Annotated in this window: 14 protein-coding genes; 5 read left to right on the top strand and 9 right to left on the bottom strand. The window is 64.6% G+C overall.

Going from position 1 to position 17,798, the window contains the following annotated elements; translation table 11 throughout:
• Positions 1 to 6: 6 nt before the first annotated feature.
• Positions 7 to 1,638: a sigma 54-interacting transcriptional regulator gene (locus tag NKT35_RS16050; protein WP_254294806.1), complete on the top strand. Its 1,632-nt coding sequence runs from the start codon at positions 7 to 9 to the stop codon at positions 1,636 to 1,638.
• Between the two features lie 120 nt (positions 1,639 to 1,758).
• Here the strand turns inward: NKT35_RS16050 and NKT35_RS16045 are convergent, their stop codons facing one another.
• The 9 genes from NKT35_RS16045 to NKT35_RS16005 all read right to left on the bottom strand — a co-directional run bounded on the left by NKT35_RS16045 (position 1,759) and on the right by NKT35_RS16005 (position 13,519).
• Positions 1,759 to 2,667: a S41 family peptidase gene (locus NKT35_RS16045; protein WP_254294804.1), complete on the bottom strand. Its 909-nt coding sequence runs from the start codon at positions 2,665 to 2,667 to the stop codon at positions 1,759 to 1,761.
• 397 nt (positions 2,668 to 3,064) lie between these two features.
• A complete protein-coding gene (yfcF, locus tag NKT35_RS16040) occupies positions 3,065 to 3,676 on the bottom strand; it encodes a glutathione transferase (RefSeq protein WP_254294802.1) in 612 nt (203 codons plus the stop codon).
• Between the two features lie 79 nt (positions 3,677 to 3,755).
• Entirely contained in the window at positions 3,756 to 4,427 is a 672-nt protein-coding gene (locus NKT35_RS16035; RefSeq protein WP_254294800.1) for an HAD family hydrolase, read from the bottom strand.
• A 224-nt stretch (positions 4,428 to 4,651) separates the two neighbouring features.
• Entirely contained in the window at positions 4,652 to 5,536 is an 885-nt protein-coding gene (gene cysM / locus NKT35_RS16030) for a cysteine synthase CysM (protein ID WP_254294798.1), read from the bottom strand.
• Positions 5,537 to 6,050: 514 nt separating this feature from the next.
• A complete protein-coding gene (locus tag NKT35_RS16025) occupies positions 6,051 to 7,685 on the bottom strand; it encodes a lactate permease LctP family transporter (RefSeq protein ID WP_254294796.1) in 1,635 nt (544 codons plus the stop codon).
• A 125-nt stretch (positions 7,686 to 7,810) separates the two neighbouring features.
• Positions 7,811 to 10,630 (bottom strand): FAD-binding and (Fe-S)-binding domain-containing protein, encoded by a 2,820-nt coding sequence (locus NKT35_RS16020; protein WP_254294793.1) that lies wholly within the window; start codon positions 10,628 to 10,630, stop codon positions 7,811 to 7,813.
• On the bottom strand, positions 10,627 to 12,084 hold the full coding sequence (locus NKT35_RS16015) for a LutB/LldF family L-lactate oxidation iron-sulfur protein (RefSeq protein WP_254294791.1): 1,458 nt from the start codon (positions 12,082 to 12,084) through the stop codon (positions 10,627 to 10,629). The genes NKT35_RS16020 and NKT35_RS16015 overlap by 4 nt, the downstream gene beginning before the upstream one ends.
• Entirely contained in the window at positions 12,081 to 12,779 is a 699-nt protein-coding gene (locus tag NKT35_RS16010) for a LutC/YkgG family protein (protein ID WP_254294782.1), read from the bottom strand. The genes NKT35_RS16015 and NKT35_RS16010 overlap by 4 nt, the downstream gene beginning before the upstream one ends.
• Complete coding sequence (locus tag NKT35_RS16005) at positions 12,776 to 13,519, bottom strand: (Fe-S)-binding protein (RefSeq protein ID WP_254294780.1); 744 nt, start codon at positions 13,517 to 13,519, stop codon at positions 12,776 to 12,778. The genes NKT35_RS16010 and NKT35_RS16005 overlap by 4 nt, the downstream gene beginning before the upstream one ends.
• 305 nt (positions 13,520 to 13,824) lie before the next feature.
• On the opposite strand from NKT35_RS16005, the gene NKT35_RS16000 reads away from it, so the two are divergent.
• The 4 genes from NKT35_RS16000 (at position 13,825) to NKT35_RS15985 (ending at position 17,792) form a co-directional block, all read left to right on the top strand.
• The gene (locus NKT35_RS16000) at positions 13,825 to 14,181 is read left to right on the top strand and encodes an ArsR/SmtB family transcription factor (RefSeq protein WP_254294773.1); all 357 of its coding nucleotides are present in this window, start codon (positions 13,825 to 13,827) and stop codon (positions 14,179 to 14,181) included.
• Entirely contained in the window at positions 14,178 to 14,591 is a 414-nt protein-coding gene (locus tag NKT35_RS15995) for an arsenate reductase ArsC (RefSeq protein WP_254294766.1), read from the top strand. The genes NKT35_RS16000 and NKT35_RS15995 overlap by 4 nt, the downstream gene beginning before the upstream one ends.
• A 9-nt stretch (positions 14,592 to 14,600) precedes the next feature.
• Entirely contained in the window at positions 14,601 to 15,674 is a 1,074-nt protein-coding gene (gene arsB / locus NKT35_RS15990; protein ID WP_254294764.1) for an ACR3 family arsenite efflux transporter, read from the top strand.
• Positions 15,675 to 15,914: 240 nt separating this feature from the next.
• Positions 15,915 to 17,792 carry an NAD(P)/FAD-dependent oxidoreductase gene (locus NKT35_RS15985; protein ID WP_254294762.1) on the top strand — a complete coding sequence of 626 codons (1,878 nt, stop codon included), beginning with the start codon at positions 15,915 to 15,917 and terminating at the stop codon, positions 17,790 to 17,792.
• Positions 17,793 to 17,798: the final 6 nt, after the last annotated feature.

Genomic DNA, 17,798 nt, shown 5'->3' with positions numbered 1-17,798 from the left:
CCGACCATGCCGATAACCGCGCCCCATTCCTGCGGCCCCGACGCGCCGCCACTCGACGCCGCCGCCGCGCTGCGCGCCGACCGCGACCAGCTGCAAATCCTGGTGGACGTCACCAACGCGGTGCTGTCCACGCTGCAGCTGGAAGAATTGGCGGAAAAAGCGGCCCAAGCCTTGCAGCTGGCTTTCGGCGTCAGCTTCGTCGGCCTCAATCTGCATGGCGAAGACGACGGCGAGCTGCAAGTCCATGATATCTACCTGGAGCGCGAAGGCCGCGAGCGCTGCCGCCACACGCGCTATCCGCGCGACCGGCTGCCGGCCCGCGAAGCCATGCTGGGCCATCAGCTATTGCTGGCCAGCGAGCCGACGCTGGAGCAGATGGCCGCCGTCCACCCGCGCTTCGCCGAAGTGATGCGCGCCGGCTGCCGCTCGCTGTGCGTGCTGCCGCTGTGCGGCACGGCCGGCACCGTGGGCGCGCTGCTGCTGGCCTACCCCGGCGACAGCGGCTATTTCCGCGCCGTCCTGCCCTTGCTGCAGCAGGTGGCCGCCCGGCTGACGCTGGGACTGGCCAATGCCCAGGCCTACCAGGAGATATCCCGCCTCAAGGATCAGCTGGCGACGGAAAACCTGCAGCTGACCAGCGAGATCCAGCACTACCAGAATTTCGACGAAATCATCGGCCACAGCGCGGCCATATCGGCCGTGCTGGAGCAGGTGGAAATCGTCGCCGCCAGCGATTGCTCGGTGCTGTTATTGGGCGAAACCGGCACCGGCAAGGAGCTGATCGCCCGCGCCATCCACGCCCACAGCCCGCGCGCTGGCAAGCGCATGGTCAATATGAACTGCGCCGCCATTCCCGCCGGCCTGCTGGAGAGCGAGCTGTTCGGCCATGAAAAAGGCGCTTTCACCGGCGCGGCGGCGCAAAGGCTGGGCCGCTTCGAACAGGCCGACCAGGGCACGCTGTTTTTGGACGAGGTAGGCGATATTCCGCTGGAGCTGCAGCCCAAGCTGCTGCGCGTGCTGCAGGAGCGCGAGGTGGAACGGCTGGGCGGGCAGAAAATCATTCCGGTGGACGTGCGCGTGATCTCGGCCACCAGCTGCGACCTGATGGGCATGATCGCCGACAAGCGCTACCGCAGCGACCTCTACTACCGGCTCAATGTCTTCCCCATCCTGCTGCCGCCGCTCAGGGCGCGGCCGGACGACATCCCGCTGCTGGCTCAGTTCTTCACCCAGAAATTCTCGCGCCGGATGAACCGCGGCATCGAAAGCATACCGGCCGACACGCTGCAGCGACTGCAAGCCCACGACTGGCCGGGCAATGTGCGCGAGCTGCAAAACGTGATCGAGCGCGCGGTCATCCTCACCCGCGGCCCGCTGCTCAATTTGCCGCAAGCCGACCTCGCCTGCCGCCAAGCGCCGCCCTGTCCGCCCCCCGCCGCGCCGGCGCGGCGGGAAACACCGCTGTTCGACGCCAGCGAGCCGGAAAAAGAGCGCATCCTCAGGGTGCTGCAGGAGTGCAACGGCATCGTCGCCGGCCCGCGCGGCGCGGCCGCCAAGCTGGGGCTGAAGCGCACCACCCTGCTGTCGCGGATGCAGCGGCTGGGCATCAGCAGCCGCCCCGTCGAAACCGAAGCGTAGGGCGGAAGCCCCTGCGGGGCGTTCCGCCATTGACCTCGATAGACGCGCGCGGGCGGGGCGTTCCGCTTTTGAGCTAGAGGAATGCTCCCGACGCGCGGGCAAGGCCTAGGCCTGCTCGCCCTACGCCTGCGCCATCCCGTCTCGCGCCAATTTCGCGGCGACCGCCAGCGCATCTTCCGCGCCGACATCGACATCTGGCTTCACCCCCACTTTTTCCCAATTGGTCTGGGTAATTGGATTGATGGACCGCGCCTCGGGCAACAACAAGCTGAAATGCGGCGTCAGCCAAACAAACTGGCACGCGTGGGCGCCGCCGCCCGAGGTTTCGCCCACCACCACCGCGCGGCCCAGGGCTTGTAAATCGTAAGCCAACATCTCCGCGCCAGAAAACGTATAGTGCGCCTGCAAAAGATAAACTGGCTTATCCTCGCCGAAACGCTGGCCCGGCACCCAGTCATGGGTATGAAACTGCACCAGCGCCTTGGCTTCGCGCAAGTGCAAGGCGCTGAGATTGGTCCGTGCCTTGAACAAATAGCTGCACAGCCAGGCGACGGTAGCTGGATCCCCGCCGCAGCATTTGCGCAAATCGATGATCAGCGCCTCGCACTTGGCCAGCAGAGTCATCGCGGCGCTGATGGACTCGGCCGACCGCTGGAGCTCCACCAGTTCACGTATATCCAGATAACCGATATTACCGTCAAGAAATTCGATTCTCGCTATCCCGAAACCCATACCCTCAACGTGCTTCTGCCTGTCGTTTTGTTCCCTAACCTCATCGCCTTCTGTCTCGGGTCTATGCGGCTCGGCAAAATAGCGGACACGCAAATGCTCATCATTGGAGAGCCGCCGCAAATCGTCGGTGATCGCGGCGGCTAAATCCTCAGGCGCGTCGCAGGCGGCATAGCCCCCATCTCTCAACTTCGACTTCAAAAAAGAAGAGATCGATTCAGCGACTTCGGGAAAAACATAACGCGTCGCGATTTCATGCCGCAACTGGGAGATCAACTCAAAGATGGTTTCGGTATTCATGGCATTCGGCATTCTGCTTTGCCGCGGAGAAACGGCATGGGAAATCAGCCTGCATACTCAGGCAGACCATGGGCTCAGTCTGTTCTCCGCAAGAGAAATCAACTTTATGAGCCTGAGGGTGCGACATTCATGGCAAAACCCAACATTAATCATAATTTATGACAATGTCAAAATAAAGCCCCACCCAAGCCCTTGCCTCCGGTAGCGCCCCGTCGAAACCAAGACGTAGGGCGGAAGCCCCTGCGGGGCGTTCCCCATTGAGCTAGATGGATGCTCCCAACGCGCGGGCAAGGCCTAGGCCTGCCCGCCCAAGCGGGGATTCATTCGGATATCGCGCCGAAGATCGAACAGCGAGCACGGCCGCACGGCGGATCGCCCCGCCAGCGGGGCATCCGCCCTACCGGAGCTGATGCGCGCGCCAGGCGGCGAACGAGGGGCGCTGCCACTGGCGCTCGGCGTAATCGGCCAGGCGGGCCGGCAACTCCTCCCGCGTCAGCCGCTTGAGCAGCAAGGCCAGCTCGGTGTCGATCACGCTCCATTCGCCAAACAGATGGCCGCCATCGGCGGGCACCACCGCCTCGGCCACCGCGATCAGCTTGTCAGCCGCCTTTCTTGCCGCCTCGCCCAAGGGCTGGGCAGGCTGCAAGCCATACACCACCTCGGTGCTGCGCTCATTGCGCAGCGGCATCAAATCGCTGCGCAGCCAGGCTTGCAGCTGGCGCGCGCGGGCGCGTTGCTGCACATTGCCCGGCAAGACGCGCGCGGTATCGGGATAGGCTTCTTCCAGGTATTCGATGATGGCCGTCGATTCGCTTAGATAGAAATCGCCGTCCGCCAGCATGGGCACGCGAGCGGTCAGCGATTGCCGGCGGTAGGCCGGCTCGAACTGCTCGCCGCCGTCCAGATCGCGGGTAAGCAGCTCGAAAGGCAGGCCTTTTTCGGTCAGGGATACGAAGGCCGCCAGCGCGTAGGGGCTCAGAAAAGTATGGTCGACATAAAGCTTCAGCATGACGGTTAAGTTCCCGATGAAAAACGCCATGCTAGGGGCAATATGCCGTCCGGGCAAGCGTGCCGCGGCGAACGGACTGTCAAGCGATGCGCAACGAAGCTCGCACGGCGGCGGCATCGGAAAAATCAGCATGGCAATGCGCCGCGCCCGCATCTTTCAGCGCCGCGATGCGGTCGCCTATGCCGACAAACTCGAAACCCAGCTCGCCGGACGCCCGCCAGTCCCACAAGCCGTCTCCCAGGTAGACCACCCGCTCGAAACGATCCCGCCCGGTCGCCGCCAGCGCTTGCGAGCAGGCATGGCGCATGATGTCGGTGCGGTGTTCGCCATCCTCGCTGCAGCTCATGGAGATGGCGGACGCGTCGATGTCGCTGGCTTCCAATTTGAACATCGCCTCTTCGCGCCAGCAGCCAGTAGCGATGGCCACGGCGATATCGCTCCGCCCGACCAGACTACGCAGGAAAGCCGCCGCGCCGGGTATGGCGGCAAAATCGTCTGGTTGGGTCCGCCTCCGCTCATGCAAGCGTCGCATCATGGCTTGCTTCACCATGGCTGCCCGCGAAGCATCCGCCCCCATGCGCAGCAAGACTTCCTCGGTCACCCCATCCGAGGTGATACGGGCATAGTTATGCCAGTTGGTGTCATGGAATGGCGCGCCGGCCACTTCGGAAACCGCCTCGGCGAAAACCTGCTGATCGTATTGGTAGGAGCTTGTCAGCGTACCGTCGATGTCGAACATCAGCAAAAACATGGTCTGCCCTTTCTTGGCGAAAAAACAGGAAAGTAGCAGGCTTGGCCATTCATGACAAATGGAAATAAAACACCATTTAACGGGTAAGATGAGCAAGCCTCAACGCTTGCCTGCCGACCGGTTCGATCTGCTGCCGCTTACCCAAGAAAAAAGGAAGACAACAGTCTTCCCCCTATGACCAGCCTGTAGCGCGGGTTCGCCAGCGGCGATACCCGCGGACAGCCTCAGCCGAACAGGCCAGTGGACAGGTAGCGGTCGCCGCGGTCGCACACCACCGACACGATCACCGCCTCGCTGAGCAGCGCATCCAGACGCAGCGCCACCGCCAGCGCGCCGCCGGACGACGGCCCGGCCAGGATGCCTTCGCGCCGCGCCAGCAGGCGGGCGGTGTCTTCCGCATCCTGCTGGCTGACATGTTGAATCTCGTCTATGCGCTCGAAATCGCAGATCTTGGGCACATACGGCTCTTCCCACTTGCGGATGCCGGCGATCTGGCTGCCCGGCTCCGGATGGACGCCGACGATGCGGATGGCCGGATTTTTTTCCTTCAGAAAACGGCTGGTGCCCATGATGGTGCCGGTGGTGCCCATGCTGGAGACGAAATGGGTGATCTTGCCGCCAGTCTGTTCCCAGATTTCCGGGCCGGTGGTTTCATAATGCGCCAGCGGATTGTCCGGGTTGGAAAACTGGTCGAGGATGCGGCCTTGGCCGGCCGCTTCCATGCTGCGCGCCAGGTCGATGGCGGCCGGCATCGAGCCCGCCGCCGGGGTCAGGATCACTTCGGCGCCGTAGGCGCGCATCGCCTGCACCCGCTCGGCGCTGGAGTTTTCCGGCATGATCAGCACCATGCGGTAGCCCATCATCGCCGCCGCCATCGCCAGCGCGATGCCGGTGTTGCCGCTGGTGGGCTCGATCAGCGTGTCGCCGGGCTGGATGTCGCCGCGCTGCTCGGCGCGGCGGATCATGGACAGCGCCGGCCGGTCTTTCACCGACCCTGCCGGATTATTGCCCTCCAGCTTCAGCAACACCACATTGCCATTGCCCGAAGGCAGGCGCTTGAGCCGGACCAGCGGCGTGCCGCCGACGTAATCTTCCAGATGTTTGTACACAAAGACTCTCCCTGAACTGGCCCCATTATATCGATTGGCTATCAGCAGATGCGAAATCGTTATTTCTAATCTAATAACCGGCGGTAAGGCTAGGCGTCAAATCTTCTGATGGCGATTTGCCCCCTCTCCCCGGCCCTCTCCCGCTAGGGGAGAGGGAGGGCATCGCGGGATAGGCGGTAATCGGTATGCGAATGGGCAGCCAGGGCATGCCGGAGGACATCGGAGACCATGGTTTGACCACGCACCTCTCCCCGATACTCTCCCTCAAGAGAAGAGGGAGGGCATCGCTGGATAGGCGGTAATCGGTATGCGAATGGGCAGCCAGGGCATGCGTGAGGACATCGGAGACCATGGTTTGACCACGCACCTCTCCCCGATACTCTCCCTCAAGAGAAGAGGAAGGGCATCGCGGGATAGGCTGTAATTAAGTTGCCGCCTGAAACCCGCCTCGACGCGCAGGCTGGCTGAAAGCCCCTCTCCCCTCGCGGGAGAGGGGTTGGGGAGAGGGGCCGCCCTACCCCATATGCGCCATCAGCCAGGTCAGAGCGCCGACGAAGCTGCAGAAGATCAGGCTGTGCTTCAGGGTGAAGCGGAACAGATCCGCCTCTTTGCCTATCAAGCCCACCGCCGCGCAGGCCACGGCGATGGACTGCGGCGAGATCATCTTGCCGGTGACGCCGCCGGTGGTGTTGGCCGCCACCAACAGCACGTCCGACACGCCCAGCTGGTGCGCGGTGGCCGCCTGCAGAGCGGAGAACAAGGCATTGGACGAGGTGTCGGAGCCAGTCAGGAACACGCCCAGCCAGCCCAGGAAGGGCGAGAAAAACGGGAAAGCCTGGCCGGTGTTGGCCAGGCACAGCGCCAGCGTGCTGGACATGCCGGAATAATTGGCGACGAAGGCGAAGGCCAGCACCATGCCGATAGACAAAATCGGCCGGCGCAGCTCGGCCAGGGTCTCGGCGAAGGCGCGCGCGCCGTCGGCCGGGCGGAACTTCAACAAGGCCATGGACAGCAGCGCAGACAGAAAGATGGCGCTGCCGACGGCGGACACGATGTCGAATTTGTACAAGGCTTCGTACGGCGCGTCATGCGCGACAATCGGCGCGGTTTTCAGCACCAGCTTGTCCAGCCCCGGCACATGCAGTTTCCAGATACAGCCCTCCAGCGCACCGCCCTTGGCGAACAAGGCCTTGAACGGCTTGACGCTCCACACGGTCACCAGCGCGGTCAGAATCAGGAACGGGCTCCAGGCGCGGGCGATCTGCCCCAGGCTGAAACCGCTGGCCTGGCGCGCCGACGGCGCGCGGCGGCCGTTGAAAGTGAAGATCTCGCTGGGCTGCCATGTTTTCAGGAACAGCGTCAGACACACCAGGCTGACCAGGGCCGAGGTGATGTCCGGCAGTTCCGGCCCGATGTAGTTGGAGGTGAAAAACTGGGTCACCGCGAACGACACCCCAGCCACCAGAATGGCCGGCCAGGTCTGGCGCACGCCCTTGAGGCCGTCCATCATCATCACCAGCCAGAACGGCACGATCACCGACAGAATGGGCAGCTGATGGCCGGCCTTGGCACCGATCAGGAACGGGTCCAGCCCGGTCACCTGCCCGGCCACGATGATGGGGATGCCCATCGCGCCGAAGGCCACCGGCGCGGTATTGGCGATCAGGCACAGCCCGGCCGCATACAGCGGCTTGAAGCCCAGCCCCACCAGCAAGGCGGCGGTGATGGCCACCGGCGCGCCGAAACCGGCGGCTCCTTCCAGAAAGGCGCCGAAGGAAAAGCCCACCAGCAGCATCTGCAGCCGCTGGTCCTCGGTCACGGACAGCACCGAGGCGCGGATGATGTCGAACTGCCCGGTCTTGACCGTGATCTTGTACAGGAACACCGCGGCGATGATGATCCAGGCGATGGGCCACAGGCCGTAGCCAAAGCCGAAGGCGGCGGCCGCCAGCGCCATCTGCGCCGGCATGCCGTAAAACAGCATGGCCACCGCCAGCGCGATCAGCACCGTCAAGGTGCCGGCGATATGGCCCTTCAGCCGCAACACCGCCAGCGCGATGAAGAAAAAGACGATGGGCAGCGCGGCCATCAGCGCCGACAGCGCGGGGCCGCCGGCCGGGAAATACTGCTGGGTCCAGATTTCATGCATGTTCAGCTTCTCCTCATTCGGGTTTCGCCGGCGCAGCCGCTCCCCTGCCGCTCAACGGAATCGTTGCGGCATGGCAGGGCTGGCAGGCGTTTCTTAGGTTGACTTCATCGTGGCAAAGGCGGCCTTCATGACGGGCCGTTGATGGGGGTGGTACAAAAATCCAGCAGAGCTTCTATGCTGCGGTACGGAATGCCGCCGTGTTCGCTCAGGCCGATCTGGCAGGTGCGGCTCATCGACACGCCATGGCGGCAAGTTTCCGGCAGCGCCGGCTTCAGTCTCCTCAGGCTGTTGGCGTTCAGTTCCGGCACGGTGAAGCCCTTGTCGCCGGCGAAGCCGCAGCAGGCGATGTCCGGCACCGTCAACTCGTCGCAGCAACTGGCCGCCAGCTGCTTCAGACTGGCCGCCGCGCCCATGGCGGTGGCGCTGCAGGGAATGTGCAGCGCCAGCTGCGGAAGCTTTTGCGCGATGGCGAGCCTGGGCAAGACCTTTTGCGCCAGGAAGCCGGCGGCGTCGAACAGCTGCAGCCGGGCGTCCAGCAAGCCCTCGGCCTGCGCTTGCTTGACGCGGGCCGCGCACGGGCTGTTGTCGAGGTAGACCGGATGGCGGCCCTGCCCGCTCGCTTGCAGCAAGGCTTGATTCAGCGACGCCTGGCTGCTGGCCAGCGCATCCGCCGCATTGGCCGAGGCGAAAGGCTGGCCGCAGCACAAGCCCTCATGGCCTGGCGGATAGACGGGCGCGAAGCCGGCGCGGCGCAGCAGCTTGACGGTGTGCGCCGCGACGGACTCGCCGCCCTCGCCTTCGGCCAAGGTCCGGTTGACGCAGCTGACGAACAGCACCACCGGTTCGCCCTCGCCGCCCGGCCTGGGCAGCGGCGCGGCGGCGCGCGGCAGATTGGCTGGAATCAGCGGAATCACCTTGCGCTCGCCCGGCGCGCGGCGCGTCAGCGCGCTCAAGCGCCGCGCGCCGGCAAAATGCGCCAGCCGCAAGCCGGTCCGCGCCGCCGCCGTCATCCAGCCCATATGCCGCGCGGCGAAGCCGGCCAGGGCGGGACGCCGGCTGGGGCCCTGCAGCTGCTTCATCAGCAGGCCGGTGTTGATGCCCACCGGGCAGCGCGTGGCGCACATGCCGGTGGCGGCGCAGGTGTCGATGGCGCGGTAGCGGTAGCCGGACTTCAGCGCCGCCAGCTCCCTCGCCCCCTCGCCGTCGCGCTCCAGCTGGCGGATACGCCGCCAGGCGACGATGCGCTGGCGCGGGCTCAGCGTCAGGCCATGCGAGGGGCAGGCCGGCTCGCAAAAACCGCACTCGGTGCAGCGGTCCACCAGCGCGTCCGCCGCCGGCATCGGCTTGAGGTTTTCCAGGTGCAGCCTGTCGTTGTCGGTGATGATCACGCCGGGGTTGAGCAGGCCCTCCGGATCGAACAGCGCCTTGATGCGGCGCATGATGTTCCAGGCGGCATCGCCCCACTCCTGGCGCACGAAGGGCGCCACATTGCGGCCGGTGCCGTGCTCCGCCTTCAAGGAACCGTCGTACTCTCCGGCCACCAGCTTGCTGACGTCTTGCATGAAGGCGTCGTAGCGCGCCACTTCGGCGGGGCTTTCAAAGCCGGGCGCGAACACGAAGTGCAGATTGCCGTCCAGCGCGTGGCCGAACAACAGCGCCTCCTCGTAGCCATGCCTATCAAACAAGGCGGTCAGCTTGGCCACGCCTTCGGCCAACTGCGGGATGGGAAAGGCCACGTCTTCTATCACCACCGTGGTGCCCACCGGCCGCGCCGCGCCCACCGCGGGAAACAGCCCCTTGCGCAAGGCCCAGTAGCTTGCGCATTCACGCGCGTCGCGGCTGAAGCCGCTGGAGACTTTGGGATGAAAGCCGGCCAGCAGCGTCTCGATCCGGGCCGAGCCTTCATCCAGCCTGGCCTCGCTTTCCGCGCGCAGCTCGATCAGCAGGCAGGCGCTGGCCGGCCCCACCGGCTGATACAGGAAATCCGGCAGCCCCGGCTTGCCCTGCACCGCGCGGATGCTGCGGCTGTCTATCAGCTCCACCGCCGACACCCCGCAGGCGTCGCGCTCGGCGCTCAAGGCCGACACCGCGCGGCAGCAGCGCTCCAGATCGTCGAACAACACCAGCGCCGACGCCTGCTGCGGATGCTCCACCACCGTATTGAAAGTAATCTCGGAAATGAAGCCCAAGGTGCCTTCCGAGCCGATCATCAAATGGGCCAGCTTGTCCACCGGGTCGGCAAAGTCCAGCAAGGCGTTGATGCCGTAGCCGGTGGTGTTCTTCAGCCGGTATTTGCGTCTGACGCGTGCGGCCAGTTCCGGATCGCCAGCCAGCTCGCGCGACAGCTGCGCCAGGCCGTCGAGCAGATCCGCATGAGATACGCGAAACGCCGCCACGCTGGCCGCGTCGGCGGTATCCAGCGCCGCGCCGTCCAGCAACAGCAGCCGAATCGACTGCATGGTGTGGTAGCTGTTGTCGCGGGTGCCGCAGCACATGCCGCTGGAGTTGTTGGCGGCGATGCCGCCTATCTTGGCGGTGTTGATCGACGCCGGATCGGGACCGATCTTGCGGCCGAACGGCGCCAGCATCGCGTTGGCGTGCGCGCCTATCATGCCGGGCTTGAGACGGATGCGCGCGCCGCCGTCCAGCACCTCGCCGCGGTTGAAGCCGTCGCCCAGCAAAACCAGCACCGAATCGCTGACCGCCTGGCCGGACAAGCTGGTGCCGGCGGCGCGGAAGGTGACGGCGACACGGTGCAATCTGGCCAGACGCAGCAGCTCCGCCACCTCGCCTTCGCTCTCCACCCGAGCGACGATTTGCGGCCGCAAGCGATAGAAGCTGGCGTCGGTGCCGTAGGCCAGCGTGGACAGCGGATCGGTGAAAATGCGCGTCGCCGGCATCGTCTGGCGCAGATCCTGCAGAAAATCGGCGTGGGCAGGCGTCATGCGGATTTCCCCTTGCCCGCTTCACGCTCGCGCACCAGTTCATGCAGCGTTTTGGGCGCAGGCGTCAGCGGCAGGTGGTTTTGCGTCCAGCCCAGCTGGTTCTTGGGCGCGTGCTTGCGCAAGCGCGTGGCCGCCCAGCCGAACATCCGGTACAGATTGGGCGAGGCGTTGACCAGCCGCCATCCGGCCCAGGCCATGCGTTCCGCGCCGCTGGCCGCCGCGCCCTGGCCGCGCAGCGGATGCGCCACCCGCTCGCCGGCCGGGCGTTGGCTCTCCTCGCGCAGCCGCATCAGCATCTCCGGAATCGGAATCCGCACCGGACACACCTCGCCGCAGGCGCCGCACAGGCTGGACGCGGTGGGCAAGTCGCTGGTGTTTTCCAGTCCCATCAGATGCGGCGAGATGATCTCGCCTATCGGCCCCGGATAGGTGGTGCCGTAAGCGTGGCCGCCGATGCGGGTGTAGACCGGGCAGTGGTTCATGCAAGCGCCGCAGCGTATGCATTGCAGCGTCTTGCGCAGCTGTTCGTCGGCGTAGGCCTGGCTGCGGCCATTATCCAGCAGCACCAGGTGCACTTCGCGCGGGCCGTCCTTCTCGCCCGCCCTGCGCGGACCGCTGATCATATTGAAATAAGTGGTGATGGGCTGGCCGATGGCGGAGCGGGTGAGCAGGCTGTACAGCGGGACCACGTCCTCCAGCTTTTCCACCACCTTCTCAATGCCGGTGATGGCGACGTGCACATCCGGCACCGTGGTGCACATGCGGCCGTTGCCCTCGTTCTCCACCAGGCACAAGGTGCCGGTTTCGGCCACGGCGAAGTTGACGCCGGACAAGCCGACGTCGGCGTCCAGGAACTTGCGCCGCAATACGCGGCGGCCGATCTGGATCAGCGCGTCCACGTCCTCGGTGTAGGGCGTGTCCGGCAGTTGCTCGTGAAACAGTTGGGCGATGTCCTGCTTGGTCTTGTGTATGGCCGGCATGATGATGTGGGTAGGCTTCTCGCCGGCCAGCTGGACGATGTACTCGCCCATATCGCTCTCCACCGCCTCCACCCCCTGCTCGGCCAGGTAATGGTTGAGCTCCACCTCCTCGCTGACCATGGATTTGCCCTTGACCATCAGCTTGCCCTGCCTGCCGGCGACGATGCCGTGGATAATGCGGTTGGCCTCCTCTGCCGTCTCGGCCCAGTGCACTTTCACGCCGTTAGCCGTGAGCTTGTCTTCCAGCTGCTCCAGCAAGTCCGGCAGCCGCGACAGGCAGCGCTGGCGTATGCCTTCGCCCAGCGTGCGCAGCGCGGACAGCTCTGCTTCATCGGGAAACGCCGCCAGCCGCTTGGCCATCAGGAAATCCATCGAGCCGCGCAGGCTTTGCCGCAGCTTGGCGTCGGTCAGCGCCAGCCTGGCGTTGTCCTTGAAGGCGCGCGATGGATAAACGGTGATCTTGCTCTCGCTCATCGCGCCTCTCCTTCCACGTCATGGATGGCGATATGCGGCGGCAGCAGCGCCAGCACCAGCAGGTCGCGCGGGCCATGCGCGCCGTAGGCCAGCGTTTGCTGGATGTCCGCGGTCTTGGATGGGCCGGAAATCAGCAGCGCGTTGGTGGGCATGCCGGCGGCCCAATTCTCGCCCTGCATCGCCGAATAGAAGTCCGGGTACAACGTGGCGGCGTCGAACAGCGCGATGTGCAGCGGCGGCACCAGGCTCATGGTGCGCGGCTCGGCCTCGTCCGGCCACAGAACCAGCGTGCCGGTGGCGGCGATGCCGCAGCGAACGGCGGTGAAGCCGGCCGCCATATCGAACAGTTCCGCCTTCCAGCCATCCACCTCGCGGTCGAAGCAGACTATGCGCGGCGCTTTGTCTACGCCCTCGAGGCTATGCGCCAGCCGCCGGCCATGCGCGGTGTCGGACAACAGCAGCGAGTCTTGCGGATGCGCGGCCAGCCAGCCGGCCAAGGCCGCGTCCCACTCCGCCTCGCGCGTCCACAGGATGTCGGTTTTCACCGAACGCATCATCGCCGCCCAATGGCGCAGGCGGGCGATTTCATCTTCCCGGCCGCCAAAACGCTGGAAGTGGCCGGCCAGATCGGGCCGCGCGAGTTCCTGGCGCGGCGCGGCGCGCAGCTTTTGCAGAATGGAGGCGCGCACGCTCATCGCTTGCCTCCGGTGCGCTGCAGCAGAAAGCTGGCCAGATGCTGGCCCTTGAAAGCGCTGCCGCACTGGCCGAGCTTGCCGTTAATGTTGAGCAGGCAGCCGCCGTCGGCGGTGACGAACGCCATCGCGCCGCTGTCCTGCAGGGATTGGGCCTTGTCGCTCACCATGGCGCCGGAGATGTCGGGGTGCTTGATGGAAAACGTGCCGCCGAAACCGCAGCACTCGGACTCATGATCGTGCACCACGCGCTCGACGTTCTGCAGCCTGTCCACCAGCGCCCAGCTGCTTTTGTGGACGTCCATCTCGCGCCGCGCCGAACAGGAGGTGTGCACCGCCACCTTGAGCGGCGCTCCCAGGTCTTGCGGCCGCCAATCCAGGTGATTGAGCAGGAAGTCGGAAAATTCCACCACTCGCGCCGCGATGGAACAGGCCTCCATTTCGTCCGCCTCGCCGGCGAACAGCTTGGGCCAGTGATGCTTGATCATGCCGCCGCAGGAGCCGGACGGCACCACCACCGGCCAGTCCTCGGCAAAACAGGCCAGCTGCGCGCGCGCCACCGCCAGCGCCTCCTTGGGATGGCCGCTGGTATAGGCCGGCTGGCCGCAGCAACTCTGGGCCTGGGGGAAATGCACCCGCACGCCCAGGCCTTCCAGCAGGGCGATGGCGTCCAGGCCAGCCTCCGGCAGGAATAGGTCGAGCAGACAGGTGCCGAACAGGTAAACGTCGGCAGGCGTCTTCATGGCTTCCTTTGTAAATTGGTAAGACCAATTATTTTTATAAAATCACTTTAGAGTGAATGCTTGAGTTCGTCAATATGACAAGGGCAGTCAAAACATACAGATGCGCGGCGTGTCATTGCCATGTTCGCCAGCGGCCAGCCTGGCCCGCTCCCGGCAAAGCCGGGCGCCATTGTGGTTTTTTGGAGAAAACGGCAAGCGCGCCCGCCGCTTAGGCTTTAAGCCGCCATTGCGGAAAGAAGCCGGCAGGAATGCCGGTCTCGCGTTTCGCGCTTGGCATTCATCAACATTTCCATAATAATGGAAATATGGAAACATTAACCGCCGCCGAACGCCTGGCCGCCCTGGGACATGAGTCCCGGCTGTCCATCTACCGCCTGTTGGTCGAAGCCGGCCATCAGGGCATGATAGCCAGCGCCATCGCTGAAAAGCTGGGCCTGCCCGCCGCCACGCTGTCTTTCCACCTATCGCATCTGAGCCGCGTCCAGCTGGTCAGGAGCGAGCGGGAAAGCCGCTTCATCCGCTATTTCGCCGAATTCGAAACCATGGACGCCCTGCTCGGCTTCCTCACCCGCAATTGCTGCCAGGGCCAGCCCTGCCTGCCGAGCGCGTCCGCCTGTTCGCCGCGAAACGCGGCAAGCGCGAAAGGAGAACCCCAATCATGAGCCGACTGAAAACCGTGCTGGTGCTGTGCACTGGCAATTCCTGCCGCTCGCAGATGGGCGAAGCCATCCTCAACCATGAGCTGGCGGGCCTGGCGCGCGCGCTGTCCGCCGGCACCGCGCCGCAGCCCAAGGTCGCCGACGGCGCCATCGAGGCCCTGCGCCTGGCCGGCCTGCCCACCGACGATCTGTACCCCAAGCAAGTGGAAGCGGTGATGCGCGAAGACATCGACCTGGTGGTCAGCGTCTGCGACAACGCCAGGGAAAGCTGCCCGATTTTCCCGCGGCCGGTCAAACGCATCCATGTCGGTTTTCACGACCCGCACGGCGAGCCGCTGGACAGCTTCATCCGCGTGCGCGACGACATCCGCGCCCGGCTGGTGCCGGCCGTGCGCGAAGCGCTGGGCCTCTGAGGAGACATCATGGCTACCCGTCAAAACACGGCCGCAGCGCCGGCCGCTCAAAACTCGGCGCTGGGTGGGTTCGAACGCTACCTGACAGTCTGGGTGCTGCTCTGCATCGCCGCCGGCGTGGCCCTGGGCCAATGGGCGCCCGGCCTGTTCCAAGCAATAGGCCGGCTGGAAATCGCCCAGGTCAACCTGCCGGTCGGCGCGCTGATCTGGGTGATGATCATCCCGATGCTGATGAAGGTGGACTTTGGCGCGCTGCATCAGGTGAAGCAGCATGTGCGCGGCATCGCCGTCACGCTGCTGATCAACTGGCTGGTCAAGCCGTTTTCGATGGCGCTGCTGGGCTGGCTGTTCATCCGCCAGCTGTTCGCCCCCTGGCTGCCCGCCGAACAGCTGGACAGCTATATCGCCGGCCTGATCCTGCTGGCCGCCGCGCCCTGCACCGCCATGGTGTTCGTCTGGAGCCGGCTCAGCAACGGCGATCCGCTGTTCACGCTGTCGCAAGTGGCGCTGAACGACGCCATCATGCTGTTCGCCTTCGCGCCCATCGTCGGCCTGCTGCTGGGCATCTCGGCCATCACTGTGCCGTGGGACACGCTGCTGGCCTCGGTCATCCTTTACATCCTGATCCCCGTCATCCTGGCGCAGCTGTGGCGCAAGGCGCTGCTGGCCAGGGGCCAGGCCGCCTTCGACGCCGCCATGGCCAGGATAGGCCCATGGTCGATAACGGCGCTGCTGGCGACGCTGGTGCTGCTGTTCGCCTTCCAGGGCGAAGCCATCCTGCGCCAGCCGCTGGTGATCGCGCTCTTGGCCGTGCCCATCCTGATCCAGGTGTTCTTTAATTCGGCCCTGGCTTACTGGCTGAACAAGCAGGCCGGCGAACAACACTGCGTGGCCTGCCCGTCGGCGCTGATAGGCGCGTCCAACTTCTTCGAATTGGCGGTCGCCGCCGCCATCAGCCTGTTCGGCTTCCACTCCGGCGCGGCGCTCGCCACCGTGGTCGGCGTGCTGGTGGAAGTGCCGGCCATGCTGCTGGTGGTAAAGGCGGTAAATGCGAGCAAGGGCTGGTACGAAGCGCCTCGCTGAGCGCGCGCTTTGCCAACCCGCCCAGAGGCCCGGCCACGCCGGGTCTTTTTACATCCGCAACTGGCTTGAGCCTCTCCCCCGCGCCGCCTCGCGCCCATTCCGTTCAATTAAATTAATAATTTAGAAAACAAATTGACATTCCGTTATCATTTAACGGCATCAATTAATCAATTTGTTATAATGTGGGTTCAGACAGCCCGCAGAGGCTGCTGATTCATTGCAACAACATCAGGAAAAGCCATGTCTATTACCCGCCGAGACTTTCTCAATGGTTTCGCGTTGACGGTGGCTGCCGGGCTCACACCGCTGGAAATTCTCCGTGCCGCACCCCGTCAGATCAGCGCCAGTTACTACCCTCCCTCTCTAACCGGATTGCGCGGCAATCACGATGGCTCGTTTGAAAACGCCCACAAGCTGGGCCGGGCCCATCACGCCTTCAATCTGTCCGGCCAGAAGGTAGAGGAAAAGTATGATCTGGTGGTGGTCGGCGGCGGCATCAGCGGCCTCGCGGCCGCGCATTACTACCGCAAGCAGCACCCGCAGGCCAAGGTGCTGATCCTGGACAACCACGACGACTTCGGCGGCCACGCCAAGCGCAACGAGTTCCAGGTGGGCAACCGTTTCATGCTGGGCTATGGCGGCACCGAATCGCTGCAATCGCCCAAGCACGTGTACAGCAAGGAAGCGCTGGCGCTGATGAAGGAGCTGACCATCGACATCGATGGCCTGGCCAGCCACTTCCACCGCAACTTCTACCCCGACCTCAAGCTGTCGCGCGGCGTGTTCTTCAATAAGGAAGACTTCGGCGTCGACAAGACCGTCGGCGGCGACCCCTATCTGCAGGTGGCGGACGACATCGATCCCAAGCGCCTGAACGCGCGCCAGATCCGCGACTTCATCAACGACTTCCCGATGTCGAAGAAGGACCGCGACGCGCTGATAGACCTGCACACCAGCAAGCGCGACTACCTGGGCGACATGCCCAAGAACAAGCGCGAGGCTTATCTGGCCAAGATCAGCTACAGCGCCTACCTGTCGCGCCATGTCGGCCTGAGCCCCATCGCCATCCGCTTCTTCCAGTCGCGCAGCAACGACTTCCAGGCAGTGGGCATAGACGGCCTGCCGGCGCTGGACGCCCGCAATCTGGACCTGCCGGGCTTCCACGGCGTGGCCGGCTTGGGCAAGATCAGCGCCGAGGCCGAAGCCGAGCTGCGCGACCCCTACATCTACCACTTCCCGGACGGCAACGCCTCCATCGCCCGCCTCCTGGTGCGCAAGATGATCCCGCAAGCGGCGCCGGGCAAGGACATGAACGACATCGTGCTGGCCCGCTTCGACTACAGCAAGCTGGACCTGCCGGCCAACCCGGTGCGGCTGCGGCTGAACAGCACCGTGGTGCGCGTGGAAAACGCCAAGGGCCCGGTGGACGTCGGCTATCTGGACAAGGGCGGCCAGCTGCATCGCGTGCAAGGCCGCCACGTGGTGATGGCCTGTTACAACATGATGATTCCGCACATCATGCCGGAACTGGAAAACGACCAGAAACAGGCGCTGGCGCTGAACGTGAAGGCCCCTCTGGTCTACACCAAGGTGGTGCTGAAAAACTGGGAAAGCTTCATGAAGTTGGGCGTGCACGAGCTGTATTGCCCGTCCATGCCCTATAGCCGCATCAAGATGGACTACCCGGTGGACATCGGCGGCTACCAGCATCCGCGCAAGCCGTCCGAGCCGATGTGCCTGCACATGGTTTACGTGCCCACCATCGCCGGCTCCAATCTGGACCCGCGCACCCAGTGGCGCATGGGCCGCGCCAAGCTGCTGGCCATGCCCTTCTCCGAGCATGAAAACATGATACGCGGCCAGTTGCAGCGGATCCTCGGCCCCACCGGTTTCGACCACAACCGCGACATCGCCGCCATCACGGTGAATCGCTGGTCGCACGGTTATTCCTACTTCCTCAACTCGATGTACGACGACGAAGACGAGTCCAAACGCATCATCACCACCGCCCGCCGTCCGGCCGGCAATGTGACGATCGCCAACTCCGACTCCGACTGGAACCCGTACACCCACGCCGCCATCGATCAGGCATGGCGCGCCGTCAACGAGCTGAAATAACAGGAT

Source organism: Chromobacterium sp. IIBBL 290-4, assembly GCF_024207115.1.
GTDB lineage: Bacteria > Pseudomonadota > Gammaproteobacteria > Burkholderiales > Chromobacteriaceae > Chromobacterium.
This window is presented reverse-complemented; position numbering and strand designations above follow the sequence as displayed.